Annotated in this window: 17 protein-coding genes and 2 pseudogenes; 8 read left to right on the top strand and 11 right to left on the bottom strand. The window is 56.0% G+C overall.

The genetic code is table 11. The annotated features are described in order from the left end of the window. Positions 1–81 precede the first annotated feature (81 nt). The 4 genes from BLU75_RS10255 to BLU75_RS10270 are packed head-to-tail and all read left to right on the top strand — an operon-like array spanning position 82 to position 3,188. A complete protein-coding gene (locus tag BLU75_RS10255) occupies positions 82–612 on the top strand; it encodes an iron transporter (protein WP_084376689.1) in 531 nt (176 codons plus the stop codon). Continuing rightward, entirely contained in the window at positions 613–945 is a 333-nt protein-coding gene (locus tag BLU75_RS10260) for a cupredoxin domain-containing protein (protein ID WP_084376688.1), read from the top strand. Positions 946–966: 21 nt separating this feature from the next. Beyond that, on the top strand, positions 967–1,821 hold the full coding sequence (locus BLU75_RS10265) for an FTR1 family iron permease (RefSeq protein ID WP_084376687.1): 855 nt from the start codon (positions 967–969) through the stop codon (positions 1,819–1,821). Beyond that, positions 1,809–3,188 carry a 4Fe-4S binding protein gene (locus BLU75_RS10270; RefSeq protein WP_084376686.1) on the top strand — a complete coding sequence of 460 codons (1,380 nt, stop codon included), beginning with the start codon at positions 1,809–1,811 and terminating at the stop codon, positions 3,186–3,188. Before BLU75_RS10265 ends, BLU75_RS10270 begins: the two co-directional genes overlap by 13 nt. Before the next feature lie 251 nt (positions 3,189–3,439). Here BLU75_RS10270 and BLU75_RS28290 read toward each other — a convergent pair whose 3' ends face one another. The 10 genes and pseudogenes from BLU75_RS28290 to BLU75_RS27835 form a co-directional block, all read right to left on the bottom strand. Next, on the bottom strand, positions 3,440–4,504 hold the full coding sequence (locus BLU75_RS28290) for a fimbrial protein (protein ID WP_084376685.1): 1,065 nt from the start codon (positions 4,502–4,504) through the stop codon (positions 3,440–3,442). Positions 4,505–4,660: 156 nt separating this feature from the next. Then, entirely contained in the window at positions 4,661–5,209 is a 549-nt protein-coding gene (locus BLU75_RS10280; RefSeq protein ID WP_084376684.1) for a fimbrial protein, read from the bottom strand. A 12-nt stretch (positions 5,210–5,221) separates the two neighbouring features. Further along, a complete protein-coding gene (locus tag BLU75_RS10285; protein ID WP_084376683.1) occupies positions 5,222–5,704 on the bottom strand; it encodes a fimbrial protein in 483 nt (160 codons plus the stop codon). 13 nt (positions 5,705–5,717) lie between these two features. Continuing rightward, positions 5,718–6,216, bottom strand: a pseudogene (locus BLU75_RS10290) (fimbrial protein). A 10-nt stretch (positions 6,217–6,226) separates the two neighbouring features. Continuing rightward, on the bottom strand, positions 6,227–6,805 hold the full coding sequence (locus BLU75_RS10295; protein WP_084376682.1) for a fimbrial protein: 579 nt from the start codon (positions 6,803–6,805) through the stop codon (positions 6,227–6,229). Between the two features lie 28 nt (positions 6,806–6,833). Then, positions 6,834–7,592 carry a fimbria/pilus periplasmic chaperone gene (locus tag BLU75_RS10300; RefSeq protein WP_084376681.1) on the bottom strand — a complete coding sequence of 253 codons (759 nt, stop codon included), beginning with the start codon at positions 7,590–7,592 and terminating at the stop codon, positions 6,834–6,836. Continuing rightward, positions 7,589–10,183: an outer membrane usher protein gene (locus tag BLU75_RS10305; protein WP_084376680.1), complete on the bottom strand. Its 2,595-nt coding sequence runs from the start codon at positions 10,181–10,183 to the stop codon at positions 7,589–7,591. Before BLU75_RS10305 ends, BLU75_RS10300 begins: the two co-directional genes overlap by 4 nt. A gap of 19 nt (positions 10,184–10,202) precedes the next feature. Continuing rightward, the gene (locus BLU75_RS10310) at positions 10,203–10,757 is read right to left on the bottom strand and encodes a fimbrial protein (protein WP_084376679.1); all 555 of its coding nucleotides are present in this window, start codon (positions 10,755–10,757) and stop codon (positions 10,203–10,205) included. Between the two features lie 57 nt (positions 10,758–10,814). Next, positions 10,815–11,351, bottom strand: a complete 537-nt coding sequence (locus tag BLU75_RS10315) for a fimbrial protein (protein WP_084376678.1) — start codon at positions 11,349–11,351, stop codon at positions 10,815–10,817. 609 nt (positions 11,352–11,960) lie between these two features. After that, a pseudogene (locus BLU75_RS27835) lies at positions 11,961–12,134 on the bottom strand (cytochrome B); the annotation flags it as partial. Positions 12,135–12,789: 655 nt separating this feature from the next. Here BLU75_RS27835 and BLU75_RS10330 point away from each other — a divergent pair. The 3 genes from BLU75_RS10330 (at position 12,790) to BLU75_RS10340 (ending at position 16,458) form a co-directional block, all read left to right on the top strand. Then, the gene (locus tag BLU75_RS10330; RefSeq protein WP_084376677.1) at positions 12,790–13,884 is read left to right on the top strand and encodes a mechanosensitive ion channel family protein; all 1,095 of its coding nucleotides are present in this window, start codon (positions 12,790–12,792) and stop codon (positions 13,882–13,884) included. 54 nt (positions 13,885–13,938) lie between these two features. Then, a complete protein-coding gene (locus BLU75_RS10335; RefSeq protein ID WP_084376676.1) occupies positions 13,939–14,319 on the top strand; it encodes a RidA family protein in 381 nt (126 codons plus the stop codon). 138 nt (positions 14,320–14,457) lie between these two features. Further along, positions 14,458–16,458 carry a peptidase U32 family protein gene (locus BLU75_RS10340; RefSeq protein ID WP_084376675.1) on the top strand — a complete coding sequence of 667 codons (2,001 nt, stop codon included), beginning with the start codon at positions 14,458–14,460 and terminating at the stop codon, positions 16,456–16,458. A gap of 90 nt (positions 16,459–16,548) precedes the next feature. Here the strand turns inward: BLU75_RS10340 and BLU75_RS10345 are convergent, their stop codons facing one another. Beyond that, positions 16,549–17,451 carry a DMT family transporter gene (locus BLU75_RS10345; protein WP_084376674.1) on the bottom strand — a complete coding sequence of 301 codons (903 nt, stop codon included), beginning with the start codon at positions 17,449–17,451 and terminating at the stop codon, positions 16,549–16,551. Between the two features lie 132 nt (positions 17,452–17,583). Here BLU75_RS10345 and BLU75_RS10350 point away from each other — a divergent pair, with 132 nt between their 5' ends. Beyond that, positions 17,584–18,024 (top strand): Lrp/AsnC family transcriptional regulator, encoded by a 441-nt coding sequence (locus tag BLU75_RS10350; RefSeq protein WP_084376673.1) that lies wholly within the window; start codon positions 17,584–17,586, stop codon positions 18,022–18,024. Positions 18,025–18,124: the final 100 nt, after the last annotated feature.

An 18,124-nucleotide genomic window follows, 5' to 3' on the forward strand; every position in this document is an offset into this window, starting at 1 on the left:
GAAACTTGATAACAATCATTATTGTTCGCACCAAAGCTTCCTAGACTCGGGCTCCTACTCGCCAATGCCCAGGAAGAAATTATGCGTACCCCCTTGTCGCTTTCGCTTGCCCTGCTCTTGCTCACACCGCTGGCTCACGCCAAGGAATACCCGATCGGTGAGCCACAGTTGTGCCCTGGGCTGGAAGTCGGGGCGGTGTATTTACAGCCGATCGAGATGGAGCCTGCCGGGATGATGCGGGCCACCGCGGATTCCGATGTACATCTGGAAGCTGACATTCGGGCCACTGCGGACAATCGGCAGGGCTTCCAGGAAGGCAGTTTCGTGCCCTACCTCAACGTCTCTTTCAACCTGAAAAAACATGGCAGCGACCCGGAACTCAGCGGTGATTTCCACGCCATGGTCGCCAATGACGGCCCGCACTACGGCGACAATGTGAAGCTGCTAGGTCCGGGCAAATATCAGCTGACCTTCACCGTCCTGCCGCCCAGCGGTCATGGATCCCTCGGGCGTCATACCGACAAGGAAACCGGTGTTGCGCCGTGGTTCGAACGCTGCGAACTGCACTACGAGTTCATCTACGCCGGCATTGGTAAAAAAGGTGGTTATTGAATGAAGCGTCGGCACTTTGCCTGGCTGATGCTGGCCGGAGCAGTTGCGCCGTTGACGGCCTATGCCGATTTACAGAGCTATGAACTCAGCCTGCGCGATGGCCACTTCACCCCTGCCCTGCTTGAGGTGCCGGCCGGAAAGCGCTTCAAAATCATCCTGAAAAACATCGGCCAGGGTCCGGCAGAGTTCGAGAGCACGCCGTTGCGGGTTGAAAAAGTCCTGTCTCCGGGGGTGACGACATTCGTGGTTATTCACCCCCTCAGGCCCGGTCACTACCCCTTCTTCGACGAGTTCAATCCGCAATTGCCCGAAGGCGGCATCCTCGCGAAATAGCCTCGTCATGATGGAGTTTCAATGAATCAATCAATGTTCATCGTCTGGCGCGAAAGCGTCGAGGCGCTGCTGGTGATCGGTATTCTCCAGGCCTGGGCCAGCCAGCAAAGCCAAGGGAGTCGCCTGCTCAAATACCTGTGGGCAGGTGTGGTGCTGGGGTTGATGCTCTCGGGCCTGCTCGCTGTGCTGATTCTGTTTGCCGGTGACGCCATGAGCGGGTCAGGCAGCGAATGGTTCCAGGCCGCACTGGCGTTGGTTGCCAGCTTGCTGATAGTGCAAATGGTCGGTTGGATGCATCGCCACGGACGTAGGCTCAAACACGATTTACGCCGCCACGCCGACAGTCACCTGGCCCGGCGAGGCGGCGTGGGGTTGTTGTTGCTGGCCATGCTCGCCGTCAGCCGTGAAGGCAGTGAAACGGTGGTGTTTCTCTATGGCGCCGGTGCTCGGCTGCGAGGTCCGCAACTCGGCTTGTTTGCCATGGGCGGCGTATTGGGACTGGTGCTGTCTGGGCTGACCATCGGCCTACTGCATAGCACTCACCGGTTCATTTCATTGCAGCGATTCTTTGCGATCAGCGAAGCAGTTTTGCTCCTGCTCGGTGCGGCATTGTTGATCAGCGGTATCGAACGAATCAGCGGCCAATTGCTGGCCCTGGATTTGCCGGAGATGGTTTACAGCAGCGTTGGCGAAGCCCTTTGGGACAGCAGCGCAGGGTTGAGCGACAGCTATGGATTGGGTGGTTTTCTGGCCGGTTTTACCGGTTATCGATCAACCCCCAGCGGCCTGACTTTGCTGGTGTGGGTCGGTTACTGGCTGACCGTCGGCGGCTGGCTACGGCGCCGTACACCGGACAACGTCCCATGCCTGAACTGAATCGACGCAATCGATGGCTCCAGCGCCTGGGTGACGGCATGCGTCACCATGCATCCGTCATCCGTGCGGTGCAGTGGGTCATCGTAACGGTCTACGTGTTGCTGTTGGTGGTACCGGCGGTGTTGCCGCTGCCGGACAGCCAGGCACGGCTGCTCGATAACCTGACCTTGTTCGCGCAGTTTTTGTTCTGGGGCATTTGGTGGCCATTCGTGCTGCTGTCAATCGTGTTGTTCGGCCGACTCTGGTGCGGCGTTCTCTGTCCAGAAGGCTCACTCACCGAATGGGCCAGTTATTACGGAAAAGGTTTGGGTGTGCCGCGCTGGCTGCGCTGGGGCGGCTGGCCAACCCTGGCGTTCTGCCTGACGACCCTCTACGGCCAATTAATCAGCGTCTATGATTACGCCCAGGCAGTGATGTTGATTCTGGGCGGCTCGACCGTTGCGGCGGTCGTCGTCGGGTTGCTGTTCGCCCGGGGCAAGCGGGTCTGGTGTCGTTACCTGTGCCCGGTCAGCGGCGTCTTCGCCCTGCTCGCCCGCCTGGCTCCCGTACATTTTCAGGTCGACGAACAACGCTGGAGTGAAAACTCCGCACCACGCCTGCCTCCACCCAACTGCGCGCCCTTGCTCGATATCCGTCGCATGCAAGGCGCCAGTGACTGTCATGCCTGCGGACGCTGCAGCGGACAACGCGGTGCTGTTCAGTTGATCGCTCGCTCCAGTAACCAAGAGGTTCTTCACGCAACAGCACAGACGCTATCACCGTGGGACGCGCGCTTATTGCTGTTCGGTGTGATCGGCCTGGCCATGGGTGCATTTCAGTGGACGGTCAGCCCATGGTTTGTCGCCCTTAAACAAACCTTCGCCCAATGGCTGGTCGAGCACAACCAGCTCTGGGCCCTGGAGGACAACGCGCCCTGGTGGCTCCTCACCCATTACCCGCAGCTCAACGACAGCTTCAGTTGGCTCGACGGTTTCAGCATCGTCTTTTATCTGAGTTTGAGCTCGATGATGTTGGGCGCGACGTTGATGACCCTTCTGCGCTTGACAGCGCGACTGGCGCAAGATCATGCACTGTATCGGCCCCTGGCGCTGACACTGACGCCCTTGGGTGGTGCGGGACTGTTTCTCGGGCTGTCGGCCACAACGGTAAAATTGCTTCGCTATGAAGGGCTGTTGCTGGAGTGGGTACAACCGGCCAGGGCCTGCTTGTTACTGGCCGCGATGGGCTGGAGTCTGTGGCTGGGATGGAAACGGCTGGATCGCGAAGGCATTTCCCAGGTTCGCCGCTGCGCTGCCAGCACTTGGCTGTTACTCGCCATCGGCTTGGTAGGGTTTGGCTGGTGGTTGCAGTTCTGGGGCTGGTCCTGAGCCCCGACACAACCACCCACCGGATCAACTTAGACCTTAAAACGCGCAACCGTCTGGTGCAGCGCCCCGGCCATCTGCGCCAAATCGTGACCCGCTGTGTGAGTATGAGACGAATGTTGCCAATCATCTCGTTCTCCTGGATGGACTCTTGAATGGGTGTCCGGTTTCATTAGGCCACTACAGGCTGACATGTAGGATTTTCGATTGTAGCTTGCCTCCTCTCCCCGCCCAGCATGACTAATGCGCGTGGATCAAGGTACGCCCATTACTAAGGTGCCGCTGGCGGTGAAAGCGCCTGATGCAGGAGGGGTTTTGGGGTTGCGAACGAGAGTGAATGTCACATCGTCCCCTCCCGTACTGTTAGTGATACTTGTTAAAAATCGCCCCTCGGGGGCCACTAACGCTCCCGCTCTGGTCATGCCGGTGCCCAGATTATTACTTGTCGCGAGCACCCGTCGGTCGAACGCAGACGGAGTCCCCTTGAATGTGATAGTGATCGGGGTGGTAACCCCGGGATCGGGACACGTATAAGTCAACCGCTGAGTATTCCTTACGGTACTGGTAATCGGGTCGGAACCGAGCGCATCCGAAGATACATCCTTGAAATTTACTTCGATGGCGCGGTTCCCGTTGATCGTACACGTCGAAGGTTGGATTATAAGGTCATTTCCGGCCTTAAGGGCGAGCATGATGGTGTTTGAGGTTCCATCATAATTGTTTGTCTGACGAAGGCGTATTTCTCCCAGCCTGTCTCCTCTCCTTATATTTATCGGCCCCCCCGGCGTTCCTCGTTTACGCACAAACATATATGTCTCAAGGTTGACCCATACCTGCTGGTTAGGTATTCGCGCTACAATGATTCCCGACGAGATCGGGGATAGGTGATCCGTCCCTTTTATGCTTAGTCCCGTGTTGTACGGTGCAAAGACCGGGGAAGGCGTTAGTACAGGCGCTAAAGTCCGCCAGAAATCAGCATAGGTTCCTGGCCAGCCAGGAGAATATGGGTTGAAACGGCAACTTAATTCATAGCCGTCAATGCGTATGGTGTTACCGGCATCTGTCGCCCTGACTGTGGCATTTGCCGTGAAGGTGTCACTACCACTTAGCCCTTTGCATTGACTTCCATTGACGCAGCAACGTGCGCTATGGGCGGCAGTAGACATCATTAGAAGTAGTGCTACGGTTATAGCCTTTCGCATATATCGGCCTCGTTCGTAATAGGTATCAGTGCATGTTTTATAGAGGTGGTCGTATACGGCTTTTGTCTGCAGGCGCTGACTATGAAACGCCAAGCGGTCCGGTTCAAGTATTGGCATCGCAACTCGGATACCAAAAACCGTACCCTGCCTTAAATAAGCGATTAACTGAATTTCACCCGCCGACGAAGGCCAAGATCAGCCTAGGGTTACCATCGTGATCGAGTTTAAAGCCAGCAGCTAAGTAACGCAGACGCAACCGGAGCTCAGCCGTTGTTACGGATAGTCCAGAGTAAACGTAGAAGTGGCATTAAATACCCCTGCCCCTATCGTGTGGTCCGCAATAGCCTGCGGTTCGCCCTGTACATAGGCCTGCAGTTCAATCACATTAGCGCCATCACTAATAGACTGCTCATCACTGACTTCACCCAACGGCAGCGGTTTCCCTTGCAATGTCTCTATCCCAATTCCAACGCCTGACGCCACGCTGCCGGCCCCCAGCGCCAGCAAGCCTGGCAACTGCATGTTGGGTGTGCCGTCAAACATAATGGTCACCGAATCTGCTATAGCGGTGTCACAACCTTCCAGGTGCAGCTCAAAGCGCTCGCCTAAAGTTCGCGTATTTAAGTAAAGATACTTACTGGTGATTTGTCTGAACTCAAGTGATATGTCTTCATCGCCAGGCCGAATACTACAGGCCCCTTCCACCAGATTTCCCTTAAACTTCAGGTTATCCACTGCATATCCTTTGGACGTCAGAAAAAAGGTGAGAAACAATAACAATCCCACGCGTTGCCAAGCCGTATTATCAATTTCATACTGCATGAAGGGAATTCCTTACTGATATTCGGCCAATAGCGTTGCCGACGCTGTAAACCCGCCAGGCTCAAGGGATGCGCCAGGCTTCTTGATGGGTACAGCTTCCAGCAATGGGGGGGTCAACAGGCTGATAATCAACGGACTGTTCAGTCGAAAAGGCACACTGTTTTGCAACAGCTGAATACCCAAATCAGTTTCACTGGACTGCACCGCTGAAGACTCAAAGGTCGTTGCCGTTCCGTTGACACTCAGCTTGAGTTCCCACGGTAACGTGTCAGGACCGCATCTAATAACGTAAGGCACTCTTGTTCGGTAATTCACGCCATCGATTTTCTTTATCTCAACCTCATCAAAATCGATTTCGATCGAGCTGCCATTATCAATGGTGCAGGATGGAGGCTCATTCAGCGTGCCGCTGAAAGTAAGATTGCTCGCCGATACACCACTGCTGAGGCTGATGATGCACAAGGCGAGCAGTGCTCGCTGTGGCCAGACTGTCATTGCGTTATCCTCTTCATTGCCACTTGACGACCAGAGTACCGGCCGCAGAAAACGCCCCGCTAGTCAGTGTGCTCCCGGCGCGTTTGACGGGCACCGCCTGCACGACTGGAAGACTTGGATAGGTGAAACGCACTGGTGTGTTGAGTGGCCAATCAACGCCATTAATGAATAACTTTACGCCCAGGTCCGATTTTCCGGTTGTCGCCAGCACGTCGTCATCAAAAGAAGCGCCCATACCCTGGAGTTCCAGGGTCATGGCATTGGTGGGAGGAGCCGTGCAAAGGACAGTGTAAGGTACTCCACGCCGATAGTTCACCCCGTCAACCCGGGTCGTTAGCAGATCATCCCCGAACGGCACCTCAGTGGTGCCGCCACCGTTAATAACGCACGCCGGAGGAACCACGATAACCCCCCCTGATCGTGAGACTGTTTGCAGCGTGGGCACTCTGACCGGCAGCCCACAACAGGCCGCCACAAATTAGCAGCGCGCGCGAGCCAGTTAACTTCGCCATCATTGCTTCCTCACTCATAGTTGAGCCTGAAACCCACTACCGCCCGGAACGACCCGCTACTCAAGGGGGCAGCGGTGCGCGTGGGCTGAACCGTCCAAGTTTCGGAGCTTCCGCCCAAGGTCAAGAACAAGGGCTCACCCCGCGTGCCAAGCTGTACGTCACGCCCTAATGGGTCAGTCAAGCGCAGACCCATTCCCGTAACGCCTTGTACCTTGGCCAGCCGGGGATCATCGGCATCGGCGGGCGCGAGAAAGGCAACCGATAGCACCGGCTGATACGCACTCCAGGTCAGGTTTCCCCTTCGTTCACTCCGGATGCTACCGGCCGGCCGCTGGCAATCCTGGAAGTTCAGCTGAAACGCTATCGGATCGGCCTGATCGCCTGGGTGCTGCAACTTACCCGCAGAGATCACACCTAAATCAACCGTCTGGTGCAGTGAGGCCATCTTGATGCCGCACGGTGTTTCATAGATGGACCCTGTGATATTCAGCATGCCATGCTGGCCTTCAATATCATCGGCCGCCAGGGTATACGCTGCCCCCAAGGTCAGTAACAGGCCACTCAGGCCTCTGATGCCATACGTACTCATAACGTTCTCCGGCGGATGGTACCCGTCATCATTTATTCGGCTTGGCATCCAGATTCACTTTGCAGGTGCTTCCACTGCAGGTGAACGCCAAGACCGGGCGGCCGCCGTAATCATTCACGTAGGTCAAGTACGGCGTCGTGCCAAGCGCTGTAGCACTAGGCCCCAGCGTCAGCATGCCTTTGGGCGGTACCATCAGCGGTTCGAAGCCTTTGATGGTCTTGCCGTCCTTGCTGCTGCGCGCATCGACCAGCGTCACGTAGTAGGGACTCGGGTTATTGACCGTATAGCGGTCGCCCTCCCGAGCAAGGGTGAGCTTTTCCTGCCAGGGATTGGCGATCTCTTGCTGACTCGGCATGATGGAAGCTGGCCGGTAAAACAACTTGATTCGAGTTTGCAGGGCTATCTGCAGGGTATTGGCTTTTTCGCTGCGCGGAGGAATCTCTCTCAGATTGAAGTAGTAGACCGTCTCACGGTCCTGAGGGAGCAACTTGGCCGCCGGCAGCGCCTGGACTTTTATCTGGCTTTGCTTGCCGGGTTCCAACCGCTGGACGGGTGGGAGCACGATCAAAGGCGTGGTAATTTTTTTACCTTGCTCATCCTCAATCCAACCTTGGGCCAAGTAAGGTAACTGAGTGTTATTGTTGGTGATATTGACGCTAGCGGCATCTTTGCCGCCATCAAAAACCACCCGAGTGCGATCCAACCCAATCGCCGCATTAACACTTTGGCTGTGGCTTAAACCCAGCGCCAGCAGAGAAAGGGCTAAGGGTATTAAATTCAACTTCATGAGGATGTATTCTCCGTATCGGTAGACTTTTCCGTCAGCGGTGCTGGCCGGGAATGATTAACGCCTACCATCAGGCAGGATAATTGCAGGGTATCGGTCAACCCATCAGTCGGCAGATTCATCGGTAGCGTCAGGGTGCACTGCTCGGCGCCGCCCCAACTGACGGTCATCTGCTCGCCGGCGTGAATACCGCTTAGATAGACACTGCCGCCGTCATTCACAATGCCGGTGTCTTGCTGTTTCTCGTTCTTCACAGTTGCGCCAAACGGCGGTGAAGTACCATCTGGCAGGCGCAATACAGCCATGGCCTTCTCGCCTGAAATGATGTCCAACGTGCGATAACCAATAGCACCTTCGGTCAATGTCAGTTGCGTCACCGACTGAGTCGCTTCGACATTCGCAGGCAAGCTCTCCAGATCAACTGTGGCGGCGCTCCGTTGATAGCTGCTGATATCGGAAATGACTGCCTTGCCAAACGCGTTACTTTGGGTGGGCGCACCATATCCACGCACCGGCACACCAGCCACGCCACCCGTATCCAACATCAAGCGGGTCCCCCCCGTGACGCCGCTGCGATGGAATGCTCCACCTTGGGCTGTGACAGTGCCCCCACCACGAGCAGATAGACTGAGGCTGCTGTAATCACCCCCTTGGGTGCTGGCGCTGAGATCGATGTCGGCGTGGTCACCGGTATGACTCAGGTAAGCGCTGGTAGACGTATCACTCGCGCTTAACTGGTAACTGTTACGGTCATCGAAACGATCGCTGTAACGGGTTGAAAAACCGTTCTTGCCTTGGGCCCTATCGGCTCCCACCGTCAGCGTGCCGCTGCGTCCCAGCGGTAAACTGACCGACAGTGTTACTCCGTTATCTTTGTGTTGATATTCTTGGCTGTGGTACATATTTAACGACATGCTCATGTTTTTGACTGACCCCAGCGTGAAGTAGCGTGATACCGCCACGTTCCAACGTTGCGCGTCCGGGCGGTTCCAATAGGTTTGTCTGTGGTAAGTCAAATAAATGGACGCCCCAAGGTCACGAAACTGCTTGTTAAAGTTCGCGGTATAGGCGGCCTTGTTGCCGCCGACGGGGCCCCGACGATTTCCGTATTCGTCGTATTGATTAGTGCCTTCGAAGTTTTCGTACAAACCGTAATAGCGAGCGTCCAGGTATTCGCTCATGCTCAAAAAGTTTTTTTCGGAAAACCGATAACCCGCGAAACTCACCTGACTGTCGTATTCGTCAAAATTCTTGGAGTATTGGATTCGATAAGACTTGCCGGAGAGTTTCTCACCCGACAAACTCGTGTGTGACTGGGTCGCATCCATAGACACCGCGCCGAACGCAAGCAGGTCACGGCCTACCCCGATCGAGAGCGCCCGGTAATTGTTATCTCCTATGGCTCCGCCAAACAGCGACCAGCCATTGCTGATGCCCCAGGAAAACTCGCCACTGCCAAACACATCACCGTCGCTGCCATACCGCAGGTTGGACGGACGCCCGGTGGACAGCTTGTAACGCACTTCTCCGGGACGTGTCAGGTAAGGAATACCGGCGGTTTCGACCTGGAACGTATGAACCGAACCATCTTGTTCCTCTACCCGAACGTCTAGCGAACCGCTCACAGCATCATTGAGGTCCTGAATGCGAAAGGGACCCGCTGCGACCAGCGTTTCATACAGTACTCGGCCTTGCTGGCTGATGATGACCCTTGCGTTGGTCTTGGCCACACCGACGACTTCCGGCGCGTAGCCCCGCAAGTTTGGCGGCAACTGACTCTGATCAGAGTTGAGCGACGCCCCGGTGAAGCGAAAACTATCAAATAGGTCCGAATACAGGTAATCCTCGCCGACTACCAGTTTTGCCCTGAGCGAGGGAATGGCGCGATAAGCGTAATAACGACTCCACGTCATTCTCTGCTGCTGATTGGACGCGTTCCTGCCCTCGATTCTCGCCTGCCAGTCTGCGCGCAGGCGCCAGGCACCGGCATTGGCCCCGACGGTGCCGTTGCCGCTGAGCCCATTGCTGGTCCCTTTGTACTTTTGGGAACTTGATAGCACCGTCATATTATAGTCAATCAACAGTCCCGGCTCCCCGTCATCCCAGCGCGATGGAGGATCCCAGTTAATGGCGCTGTATTCCAAATAGGCTTGAGGAATGTTGACATTCAGCGCCGCGGAAGCGAGGTCACCACTCGCCGACATGCCCGGCAGACTCTCAATAACCAGACACTGCCCTCCCCTCCACCAAGCGAGCTGGGCGCCGCCGTCTTCTTTCAAGCCGAACTGCTTCACTATCTCGGAGGTCAGGCATGCCTCACTAGCCTTGGGGTCGTCTTCAGGTGGATAAAATGCCACCGCGTACTCACGCAATGCCTGGCCATTGATCTTAAGAACCATTGGATAAGTGCCGGGCAGGATAAATCCACTGCGTGCAAATTGGGACAGGTCGATATTGATGCGATCATTCAGATCAAGAACATCAGTATTAAACTGAATATTCTCGACGCCCAAGGCGCCTCCTCCCGATGACATCAACCCTCCTAACAAGCCGGTGCGCAGCACATTTTTGACAGTCGACGCATTCAACATTAAATCAACCCATCAATGTTCAGTAATAATTCAGTTTGAACCGCACTGCAGCACTGTGAGCCCCTGCAACTAAGGGGCGCCCATTACCGATTAGGCGAAGCGTGTAGTGGAGTGTTATGTCTCCATCCGTTACAGGGTGTAGAGGCATTGGTTCTCCAGGCGTGCTTTCTTGGCCGAAGGCATCCACGATATGCAGCGCGACACCTTGGGAACTACCAAAGGTGGCAAACGAACGCCCCCCTCTATCACGTTCGCCGTCAAACGTAACTTGCAGGTGTTGCCAATCAGGCAAACTCTGGCCAGGACGCAATGGATCAGGACGACTTAAACTGCAATCAACCAAGCGCAACTGGAAGGGATGAGGTTTACCTTCGGCACTTCGCAGTAGCCGGCCGATTGGCTCGGGAGCCATCTCGATAGTTTGATCAGCAGTTGCCGCATCTAATCCGCAGGCAGATTCAACAATTTCTCCCCCTAAGCGGACCACGCCCTCACCCTGGTCAGACGCTTGCACAAAACTGAAAGTAGAAAAAAACATCATCATTGAAGCGGCGACTGTGAATCGAGTAGACATTTTCACTTTTACCACCCATAAGTATTACCCCTACAGCCAAAGCCGTAGGGGCAAACATCACTGATAAGCCAAAGTGAAGTTGGTGACCGCGGTGAATGCACCACTTACCACAGGGACAGTTCCCGCAGCAGCACCTTGTACATAGGCACTGAAAATCATGGTGTTATTACCATCTTGAATAAGTTGCGGATTCGTCGGCTTACCCAGCTCGACGGTTTCGCCACCGTGTTCCATAAAGATACCGGCCCCGCTAGCCGCGCCCGCCAGCGCCAACGAGCCGGGAATCATTGGGTCCGAGGTTCCGGTAAAGGTGGCCGTCACCGTCTTGTCAGTGAGCGCTGCCACATCACAACCTTCCAGCTCGATCCTGAATTCCTCTCCCTCAGTGCGACCACCGTCTTCCAGTTTTTTCTTGGAAATCGCACCCAGGTTTACAGATTGGTCTACAGTTTCAGGCGAGATAGAACATGCCCCATCGTGAATCGACCCTAGAAAGTTTACCCGCCCTTCACCTTGTCCCGCCGCGTTTGCAACAGAGATAGAGCCAGCCAACAGAGCGAAGGAAATCGCAGCCGTTTTTATTGAAAATTTCATAGGCACAACCTTTTAAGAGAGATTATTTTTTGAAACGAATAAAATACGAGTTGTTACATTTAATAAGCAGCGCAAAGCGATCAATTTTTTATAGAGGCCATTTCCTTTCAGGTTAATTTTGGCTCTCTTTGTTCAGTAGGAGAGCTGTGGAAATATTCGCACTCTCCTGGCTCATCGCACAGCCATAGAATCTCTAGAACGTGTATGAAACTTCCCAAGAGCAGGAAAGCAATCACAATACTAGCCCCTTACTTACTCTTTGAGCCTGGTGCCTGAATGATCGCCGCATTCATTTCACTAGCATTTAGCCAGTAGTGGCAGACCCGCGAGCGACTTATAAACATATGACATCGCCCATAAGTTAAATCAGGTGTTATGTTAGAAATGCTGCCGGGCTTGGCGTTGCAAATAGTGCATCGTAGAGATATCCACTGCGCATCGCATTAATGAGACATTCATAATTGTCTTAGGGGGGACTGATGTTACAGGGCCGCCATTCCCAGTGGTTGGGGTTGCGTTTTTGATCCGATCCCCGTGGTGACTAAAAAATAGGAGAAATTCCCTTTTTGGACATGCGCTATAGATCAAGTCCTCTGAAAATCATAGGCTAATGCTCGCGCCGAACACTCCATGCAACCCCATAAGCAGGCCTCGCTCGTCGCGGCTTCGGGGCATGAATCCGTTAATTTCGGCGCACGCATACACGCCGACAAACAGCGCCAACATCAGCCAATGCAAGTCATCGATATTTCCATAATGGTTTACGGGGTTGTCGCGGCTCAGTAGGTGCCTCTTGAATGTGATGAGCGACGGTCAAATCGTTCGGCCGTCTCGATCCGGTCGGGGGGCAAACCGACCGTGTCCCCTGCCCTGGCAGTTTGAAGATCAGTCGTGGAATTTCCTTCTGTCACTTTCAGGCTTCGTTAAGAAATGGTTCGGATACTCCACTCTTTGGCCCTGCTCAAACGGCGATCGCATAGGTGCTCGGGCACGAAACCTCCTCCTGCGTTGGCCAAACGCGTAAGCGGACCAATAGCCACTCGCACGGCCAGCAAGGTGCATACGAGCATCAATGCCAATTGTCCCAACAGCAACTTCGTCGTTGGTCATCGATCATTTTGGACCGATGGGGGCACTTGAGAGAACGGTGTCTGCCGTCAAGTTGGGCGGGTCGATGGTGATCCTGGCAGGCTTGGCCATCGCCCTGTTCGGTGACAGATGGTCAGCGCTTTTCTCCGGCTGACCGACACCGCCACTCAACAGCCGACGATGATTGATCACGCTATTTAAGTGAACGTGCTGTGCATTACCTCCTCTAACCCTGACGGGTCGCTTATCGATACCCGCACCGTGTGCGTCACGTCGCACCTCACGCTCTTCACCTTGCGAGAGGTATCCACGCTAAGGGTTTCATCTCGCGGATCAAACTGAGGGTCATATGTTTCAGGGTTTTTTGAATTTTTTCGTCGTTCATGAGTTTTTGGGGATATCGCTAGCCAACTGGATATTCGCTGCTTCAGCGGCAACGCTCAGCTTCATTCTGGCCAGGGCTGCAATTAGTTTTTTCCTGAAGAAGCTTCGAAAAACCTCAGCGTTACCCAAAGCCCCTATAAGTCATATCGCGGCTGAGGTCCTTTCAGGCACCAGCAATACGCTTTTACTGCTGGCATCGATACTGATTGGTGTTGGCGTGCTGGACCTGCCCGAACGCTGGTTGGAGCGCGTCGGCAGCCTGTGGTTCGTGGTGGCGGCCTTGCAGGTCGGGTTATGGGTGAGCCGGGCTGTGACGCTGGCACTGTCTCGCTATTTTCGCCGGCACAGCACCACTGAAACCTACCAGGGAAGCGCCCTGGCAACGCTGAGCCTGTGGGGTGCGAAAGTATTCCTGTGGGTCGTAGTGGTGCTGGCCATGCTGTCTAATGTCGGCGTGAACATCACCGCTTTCGTCGCCAGTCTTGGCGTCGGCGGCATCGCGATTGCCCTAGCCGTGCAAAACATTCTGGGCGACGTCTTCGCTTCGCTGTCGATTGCGGTGGACAAGCCCTTCGAAGTGGGTGACTTCATTGTGGTCGGCTCACTCTCCGGTACCGTAGAGCATGTCGGCTTGAAAACCACCCGGATACGCAGCCTGGGCGGCGAACAGATCGTCATGGCCAACGCCAACATGATCGGCAGCACCATACAAAACTATAAGCGCCTACAAGAGCGCCGGATCGTGTTCGAGATTCGGTTGACCTATGCGTGTACGCCACAACAAATAAAGGACGTTGCGCAACGGATTGAGCAGATCATCCGGCAGCAGAAAATGGCTCGGTTTGATCGATGCCATTTCCGCAGTTTTGGTGACAGCGCGCTGGAGTTCGAAACCGTTTATATCGTGCTCGACCCCAGCTACAACATTTATATGGACGTCCAGCAGGAGATCAACCTGCGGATAATCGATGCCTGCAACGAATTGGGCGTCAGCTTTGCGCTCCCGTCGCGCACCGTATACGTTGCACCCTCCCCCGAGACTTCAGACGACAATCGCTAACCCCTAATGAAAGGTTGTACGCTTCTCCCCTTCAACCCACCTCAGTAGACCGTCATGGCCAATCAAGACCTAAGCTTCACTCCAGACCTCGACCCGGATTCCATTTCTTCCGACGTCATCGGCTTCAACGGCATTCTTGTCTCCACGCAGATCCCCACGCGTGCCGATGGCAGCCTGGAACTGGGTGATATCACCCTGCAAAGCGAATGCACCCTGCAAGCCCTCAAGGTTGCCCTTGAACGCGCCGGCAGCTCCCTGGACCGGGTGATGCACCTGACCATTTATCTGACCGACATGGCTGACCGCGCGGCCTTTAACGAAGTCTACAAACGCTTCTTCGCCAAACCCTGGCCCGTACGCGCGGCAGTTGGCGTGGCGGCGCTGGCGGTCGAGGGCATGCGTGTCGAAGTCACGGCGATGGCGGCCAAGGGCTAAGCTTGAAGGGATAAGCTCAGCGGTTTTTTCAGGCGGACTCGGGGTCTTGGACCGCCATTGGGCATCCAGCGGGTGCCGGTCAAGCCATTCACGGCTACAATGCGCGCCTCGACCGTGACAAGCCTGACTAAAAAAACTATGTCCTTGCCCAAGCATCATCTTGAATTGCTCAGCCCTGCCCGCGATGTCGCCATCGCGCGCGAGGCTATTCTTCATGGCGCCGATGCCGTTTACATCGGTGGCCCGAGCTTTGGCGCGCGCCACAACGCCTGCAACGAAGTCAGCGATATCGCGCAATTGGTGGAGTTCGCCCGGCGCTACCACGCCCGGGTCTTCACCACCATCAACACGATCCTGCACGACAACGAGCTGGAACCGGCCCGCAAGCTGATCCACCAGCTCTACGATGCGGGTGTCGATGCGCTGATCGTCCAGGACCTGGGGGTGATGGAGCTGGATATTCCGCCCATCGAGCTGCACGCCAGTACCCAGACCGATATCCGCACCCTGGCCCGGGCCAAGTTCCTCGACCAGGCCGGGTTCTCCCAACTGGTGCTGGCCCGCGAGCTGAACCTGCAGGAAATCCGCGCGATTGCCGATGAAACCGATGCCGCCATCGAGTTTTTCATCCACGGCGCGCTGTGCGTGGCGTTTTCCGGCCAGTGCAATATTTCCCACGCGCAGAACGGCCGCAGTGCCAACCGTGGCGATTGCTCACAGGCCTGCCGCCTGCCCTACACCCTCAAGGATGACCAGGGTCGTGTAGTCGCGTTCGAAAAACACTTGCTGTCGATGAAAGACAACAACCAGAGCGCCAACCTGCGCGCCCTGGTGGACGCCGGCGTGCGCTCGTTCAAGATCGAGGGCCGCTACAAGGACATGGGCTACGTCAAGAACATCACGGCCTATTATCGTCAGCGCCTGGACGAAATCCTTGAGGATCGCCCAGACCTGGCCCGTGCTTCCAGCGGCCGCACCGCGCATTTTTTCCTGCCTGATCCGGAAAAAACCTTCCACCGAGGCAGTACCGATTACTTTGTCAGTGACCGCAAGATCGACATTGGTGCCTTCGATACGCCGACGTTCACCGGTTTACCGGTCGGCGTGGTGGAGAAAGTTGGCAAGCGCGACATGCAAGTCGTCACCCACGAGCCACTGTCCAACGGCGATGGCCTGAATGTGCTGGTCAAGCGTGAAGTGGTCGGCTTTCGCGCGAACATCGCCGAAGCCAAGGGTGAGTTCGAAGAGGACGGTGAAAAACGCTACCGCTATCGCGTCGAACCCAACGAGATGCCGGGCGGGTTGTATAACCTCAAGCCGAGCCATCCGCTGAATCGCAACCTGGACCATAACTGGCAGCAAGCGCTGCTCAAGACCTCGGCCGAACGTCGGATCAGCCTTTCCTGGCTCGCCCGTCTGCGGGAGGATCGCCTGGAGTTGAGCGCCACCAGCGAAGAGGGCGTGAGCGTCAGCACCACCCTGCCTGGCCCATTTGGGATCGCCAACAAACCGCAACAGGCCCTGGAGCAGTTGCAGGATCTGCTTGGCCAACTGGGCACCACCCAGTATCACGCTACCGCGATCGAACTGGATGCGCCGCAGGCCTATTTCATCCCCAACTCGCAGCTCAAGGCGTTGCGCCGCGACGTGATCGAAGCGCTGAGCGTCGCGCGAGTCAAGGCGCATCCTCGTGGCGGGCGCAAGGCTGAAACCACTCCGCCGCCGGTCTATCCGGAGTCACACTTGTCGTTCCTGGCCAACGTCTACAACCAGAAGGCCCGCGACTTTTATCACCGCCATGGGGTCAAACTGATCGATGCGGCCTACGAGGCCCATGAGGAAACCGGCGAAGTACCGGTGATGATCACCAAGCATTGCCTGCGTTTCTCCTTCAACCTGTGCCCCAAACAGGCGAAAGGCGTCACCGGCGTACGTACCAAAGTCGCACCGATGCAGCTGATTCAGGGTGACGAAGTGCTGACCCTGAAGTTCGACTGCAAACCCTGCGAGATGCACGTGATTGGCAAGATCAAGGGCCACATCCTCGATCTGCCGCAACCGGGCAGTGGCGTACAGCAAGTAGTGGGTCACATCAGCCCGGCCGACTTGCTCAAGACCATTCCTCGCGGCGCGCACTAGCCGTGAGCCACTCGTAGCTGTCGAGTCTTGGCGAGGCTCGACAGCTACGTAATACCCGGGCCGGACGGTATTCGGTGGTTGAAGACGAAGTCATACGCCCTGGGCCCGGCGATCGGGCTTGAGGCGCCACCACCATCCACGCTGCAACCCCGCCGCAGCCAACAGAATCGCCGCCACACCCAGCCATTGTGCCCAGCCCAAACGATGCCCGTAGGCAATCCAGTCGACCAGAATCGCCGCGATCGGGTAAATGAATGACAGCGCGCCGGTCATGGCGGTGGGTAATTTCTGTATCGCACCGTAGAGCAACACATACATCAATCCGGTATGTACCACCCCCAGTGTCAACAAGGCAGCCCAGGCCTCGAAGGACGCCGACAAACTCTGCCACGAGACCAGCGGTGCCAGCAGCACGGCTCCGGTAGTCACCTGGATCAACGCCATCAGGTGCGGTGGCACCGCCTTCAACCGTTTGATAATCAGCGCAGCGATCGCGTACAAAAAGGCCGCGCCCATCGCCAGTGCGATCCCGAGCAGGTATTGCTCGCCGCCGGTTTGCTGCTCGCCATGAGCCGTAACGATCATCAGCATCCCCAGAAAGGCCACGCTCAGCCATGCGAGCTTCTGCACGGTGATCTTTTCACCGAGAAACAGTGCCGCGAGCATGACCAGCATGAACGGCTGGACGTTATAAACCGCTGTGCTGATAGCAATGGACGCCTTGGCATAGGAGGCGAACAGCAGCAGCCAATTGCCCACGATGGCGACCCCACTGAGCATCGCCCACCCGAGTGTCGAATAGCTCAACAAGTCGACCCGCAAATACCCCAGCAGCCAGCACACCAGTAACAGCGCTAAGGCGCCGATAACGCAGCGCCAGAACACCACCTCGATCACCGGCACGCCTGATACCAGTACAAACCAGCCGATCGTGCCTGAGATCAGCATGGCGACAATCATTTCCCACGTTCCGCGACGCATGGATTTGTCCATAGTTTGTGCTCCTCGAATGAGGCTAAATTATGGCAATCTGCGTCACACAGGCTCCAGCGCCTAAAAAAGGCAAAGGTCGGTCATGACCTTTTCTTGTTAGGCAAAAAGGCGAATTCACTTCAGGAGACAGGCATGATTGATCTTATCGACCAGCAACTGATTGCGGCCTTGATGGAAGATTCGCGACGTTCGCTGAAAACCCTGGCGGGCATCACCGGACTGTCCTCGCCCAGCGTCAGCGAACGACTACGACGCCTGGAAGAACGCGGGGTGTTGAAAGGCTACACGGTCAATATCGATCCAAAACACTTTGGCTATCTGCTGCAAGCCATTGTTCGGATCCGCCCCCTCCCCGGCCAACTGCAGGAAGTGGAGCGTCAGATCCAGGCGATCCCGGAATTTACCGAGTGCGACAAGGTCACCGGCGACGACTGTTTTATCGCACGCTTGCATGTGCGTACCATGGATCAATTGGATACGCTGCTCGACCGACTCAATGGCTACGCCGAAACCAACACCGCCATCGTCAAGAAAACTCCGGTCAAACGCCGGTTACCGCCGTTGGCCGAATAACCTGCACTCGAAGGCTCAAGGCTCGGGCTCCTCCGGAGCGGTAAGCGGTACCTCGGCGTCGTCCATCAGCGAACCCGGATCTTCGTTGCCGGGGTCATTG

Origin of the sequence: Pseudomonas mucidolens (assembly GCF_900106045.1) — a bacterium.
Taxonomy (GTDB): domain Bacteria; phylum Pseudomonadota; class Gammaproteobacteria; order Pseudomonadales; family Pseudomonadaceae; genus Aquipseudomonas; species Aquipseudomonas mucidolens.

Excerpts from the sequence above, each read along its gene's own strand:
- BLU75_RS10255 (WP_084376689.1), top strand. The coding sequence starts at position 82 with ATGCGTACCCCCTTGTCGCTTTCGCTTGCCCTGCTCTTGCTCACACCG.
- BLU75_RS10260 (WP_084376688.1), top strand. The coding sequence starts at position 613 with ATGAAGCGTCGGCACTTTGCCTGGCTGATGCTGGCCGGAGCAGTTGCG.
- BLU75_RS10265 (WP_084376687.1), top strand. The coding sequence starts at position 967 with ATGAATCAATCAATGTTCATCGTCTGGCGCGAAAGCGTCGAGGCGCTG.
- BLU75_RS10270 (WP_084376686.1), top strand. The coding sequence starts at position 1,809 with ATGCCTGAACTGAATCGACGCAATCGATGGCTCCAGCGCCTGGGTGAC.
- BLU75_RS28290 (WP_084376685.1), bottom strand. The coding sequence starts at position 4,504 with ATGCCAATACTTGAACCGGACCGCTTGGCGTTTCATAGTCAGCGCCTG.
- BLU75_RS10280 (WP_084376684.1), bottom strand. The coding sequence starts at position 5,209 with ATGCAGTATGAAATTGATAATACGGCTTGGCAACGCGTGGGATTGTTA.
- BLU75_RS10285 (WP_084376683.1), bottom strand. The coding sequence starts at position 5,704 with ATGACAGTCTGGCCACAGCGAGCACTGCTCGCCTTGTGCATCATCAGC.
- BLU75_RS10295 (WP_084376682.1), bottom strand. The coding sequence starts at position 6,805 with ATGAGTACGTATGGCATCAGAGGCCTGAGTGGCCTGTTACTGACCTTG.
- BLU75_RS10300 (WP_084376681.1), bottom strand. The coding sequence starts at position 7,592 with ATGAAGTTGAATTTAATACCCTTAGCCCTTTCTCTGCTGGCGCTGGGT.
- BLU75_RS10305 (WP_084376680.1), bottom strand. The coding sequence starts at position 10,183 with ATGTTGAATGCGTCGACTGTCAAAAATGTGCTGCGCACCGGCTTGTTA.
- BLU75_RS10310 (WP_084376679.1), bottom strand. The coding sequence starts at position 10,757 with ATGTCTACTCGATTCACAGTCGCCGCTTCAATGATGATGTTTTTTTCT.
- BLU75_RS10315 (WP_084376678.1), bottom strand. The coding sequence starts at position 11,351 with ATGAAATTTTCAATAAAAACGGCTGCGATTTCCTTCGCTCTGTTGGCT.
- BLU75_RS10330 (WP_084376677.1), top strand. The coding sequence starts at position 12,790 with ATGTTTCAGGGTTTTTTGAATTTTTTCGTCGTTCATGAGTTTTTGGGG.
- BLU75_RS10335 (WP_084376676.1), top strand. The coding sequence starts at position 13,939 with ATGGCCAATCAAGACCTAAGCTTCACTCCAGACCTCGACCCGGATTCC.
- BLU75_RS10340 (WP_084376675.1), top strand. The coding sequence starts at position 14,458 with ATGTCCTTGCCCAAGCATCATCTTGAATTGCTCAGCCCTGCCCGCGAT.
- BLU75_RS10345 (WP_084376674.1), bottom strand. The coding sequence starts at position 17,451 with ATGGACAAATCCATGCGTCGCGGAACGTGGGAAATGATTGTCGCCATG.
- BLU75_RS10350 (WP_084376673.1), top strand. The coding sequence starts at position 17,584 with ATGATTGATCTTATCGACCAGCAACTGATTGCGGCCTTGATGGAAGAT.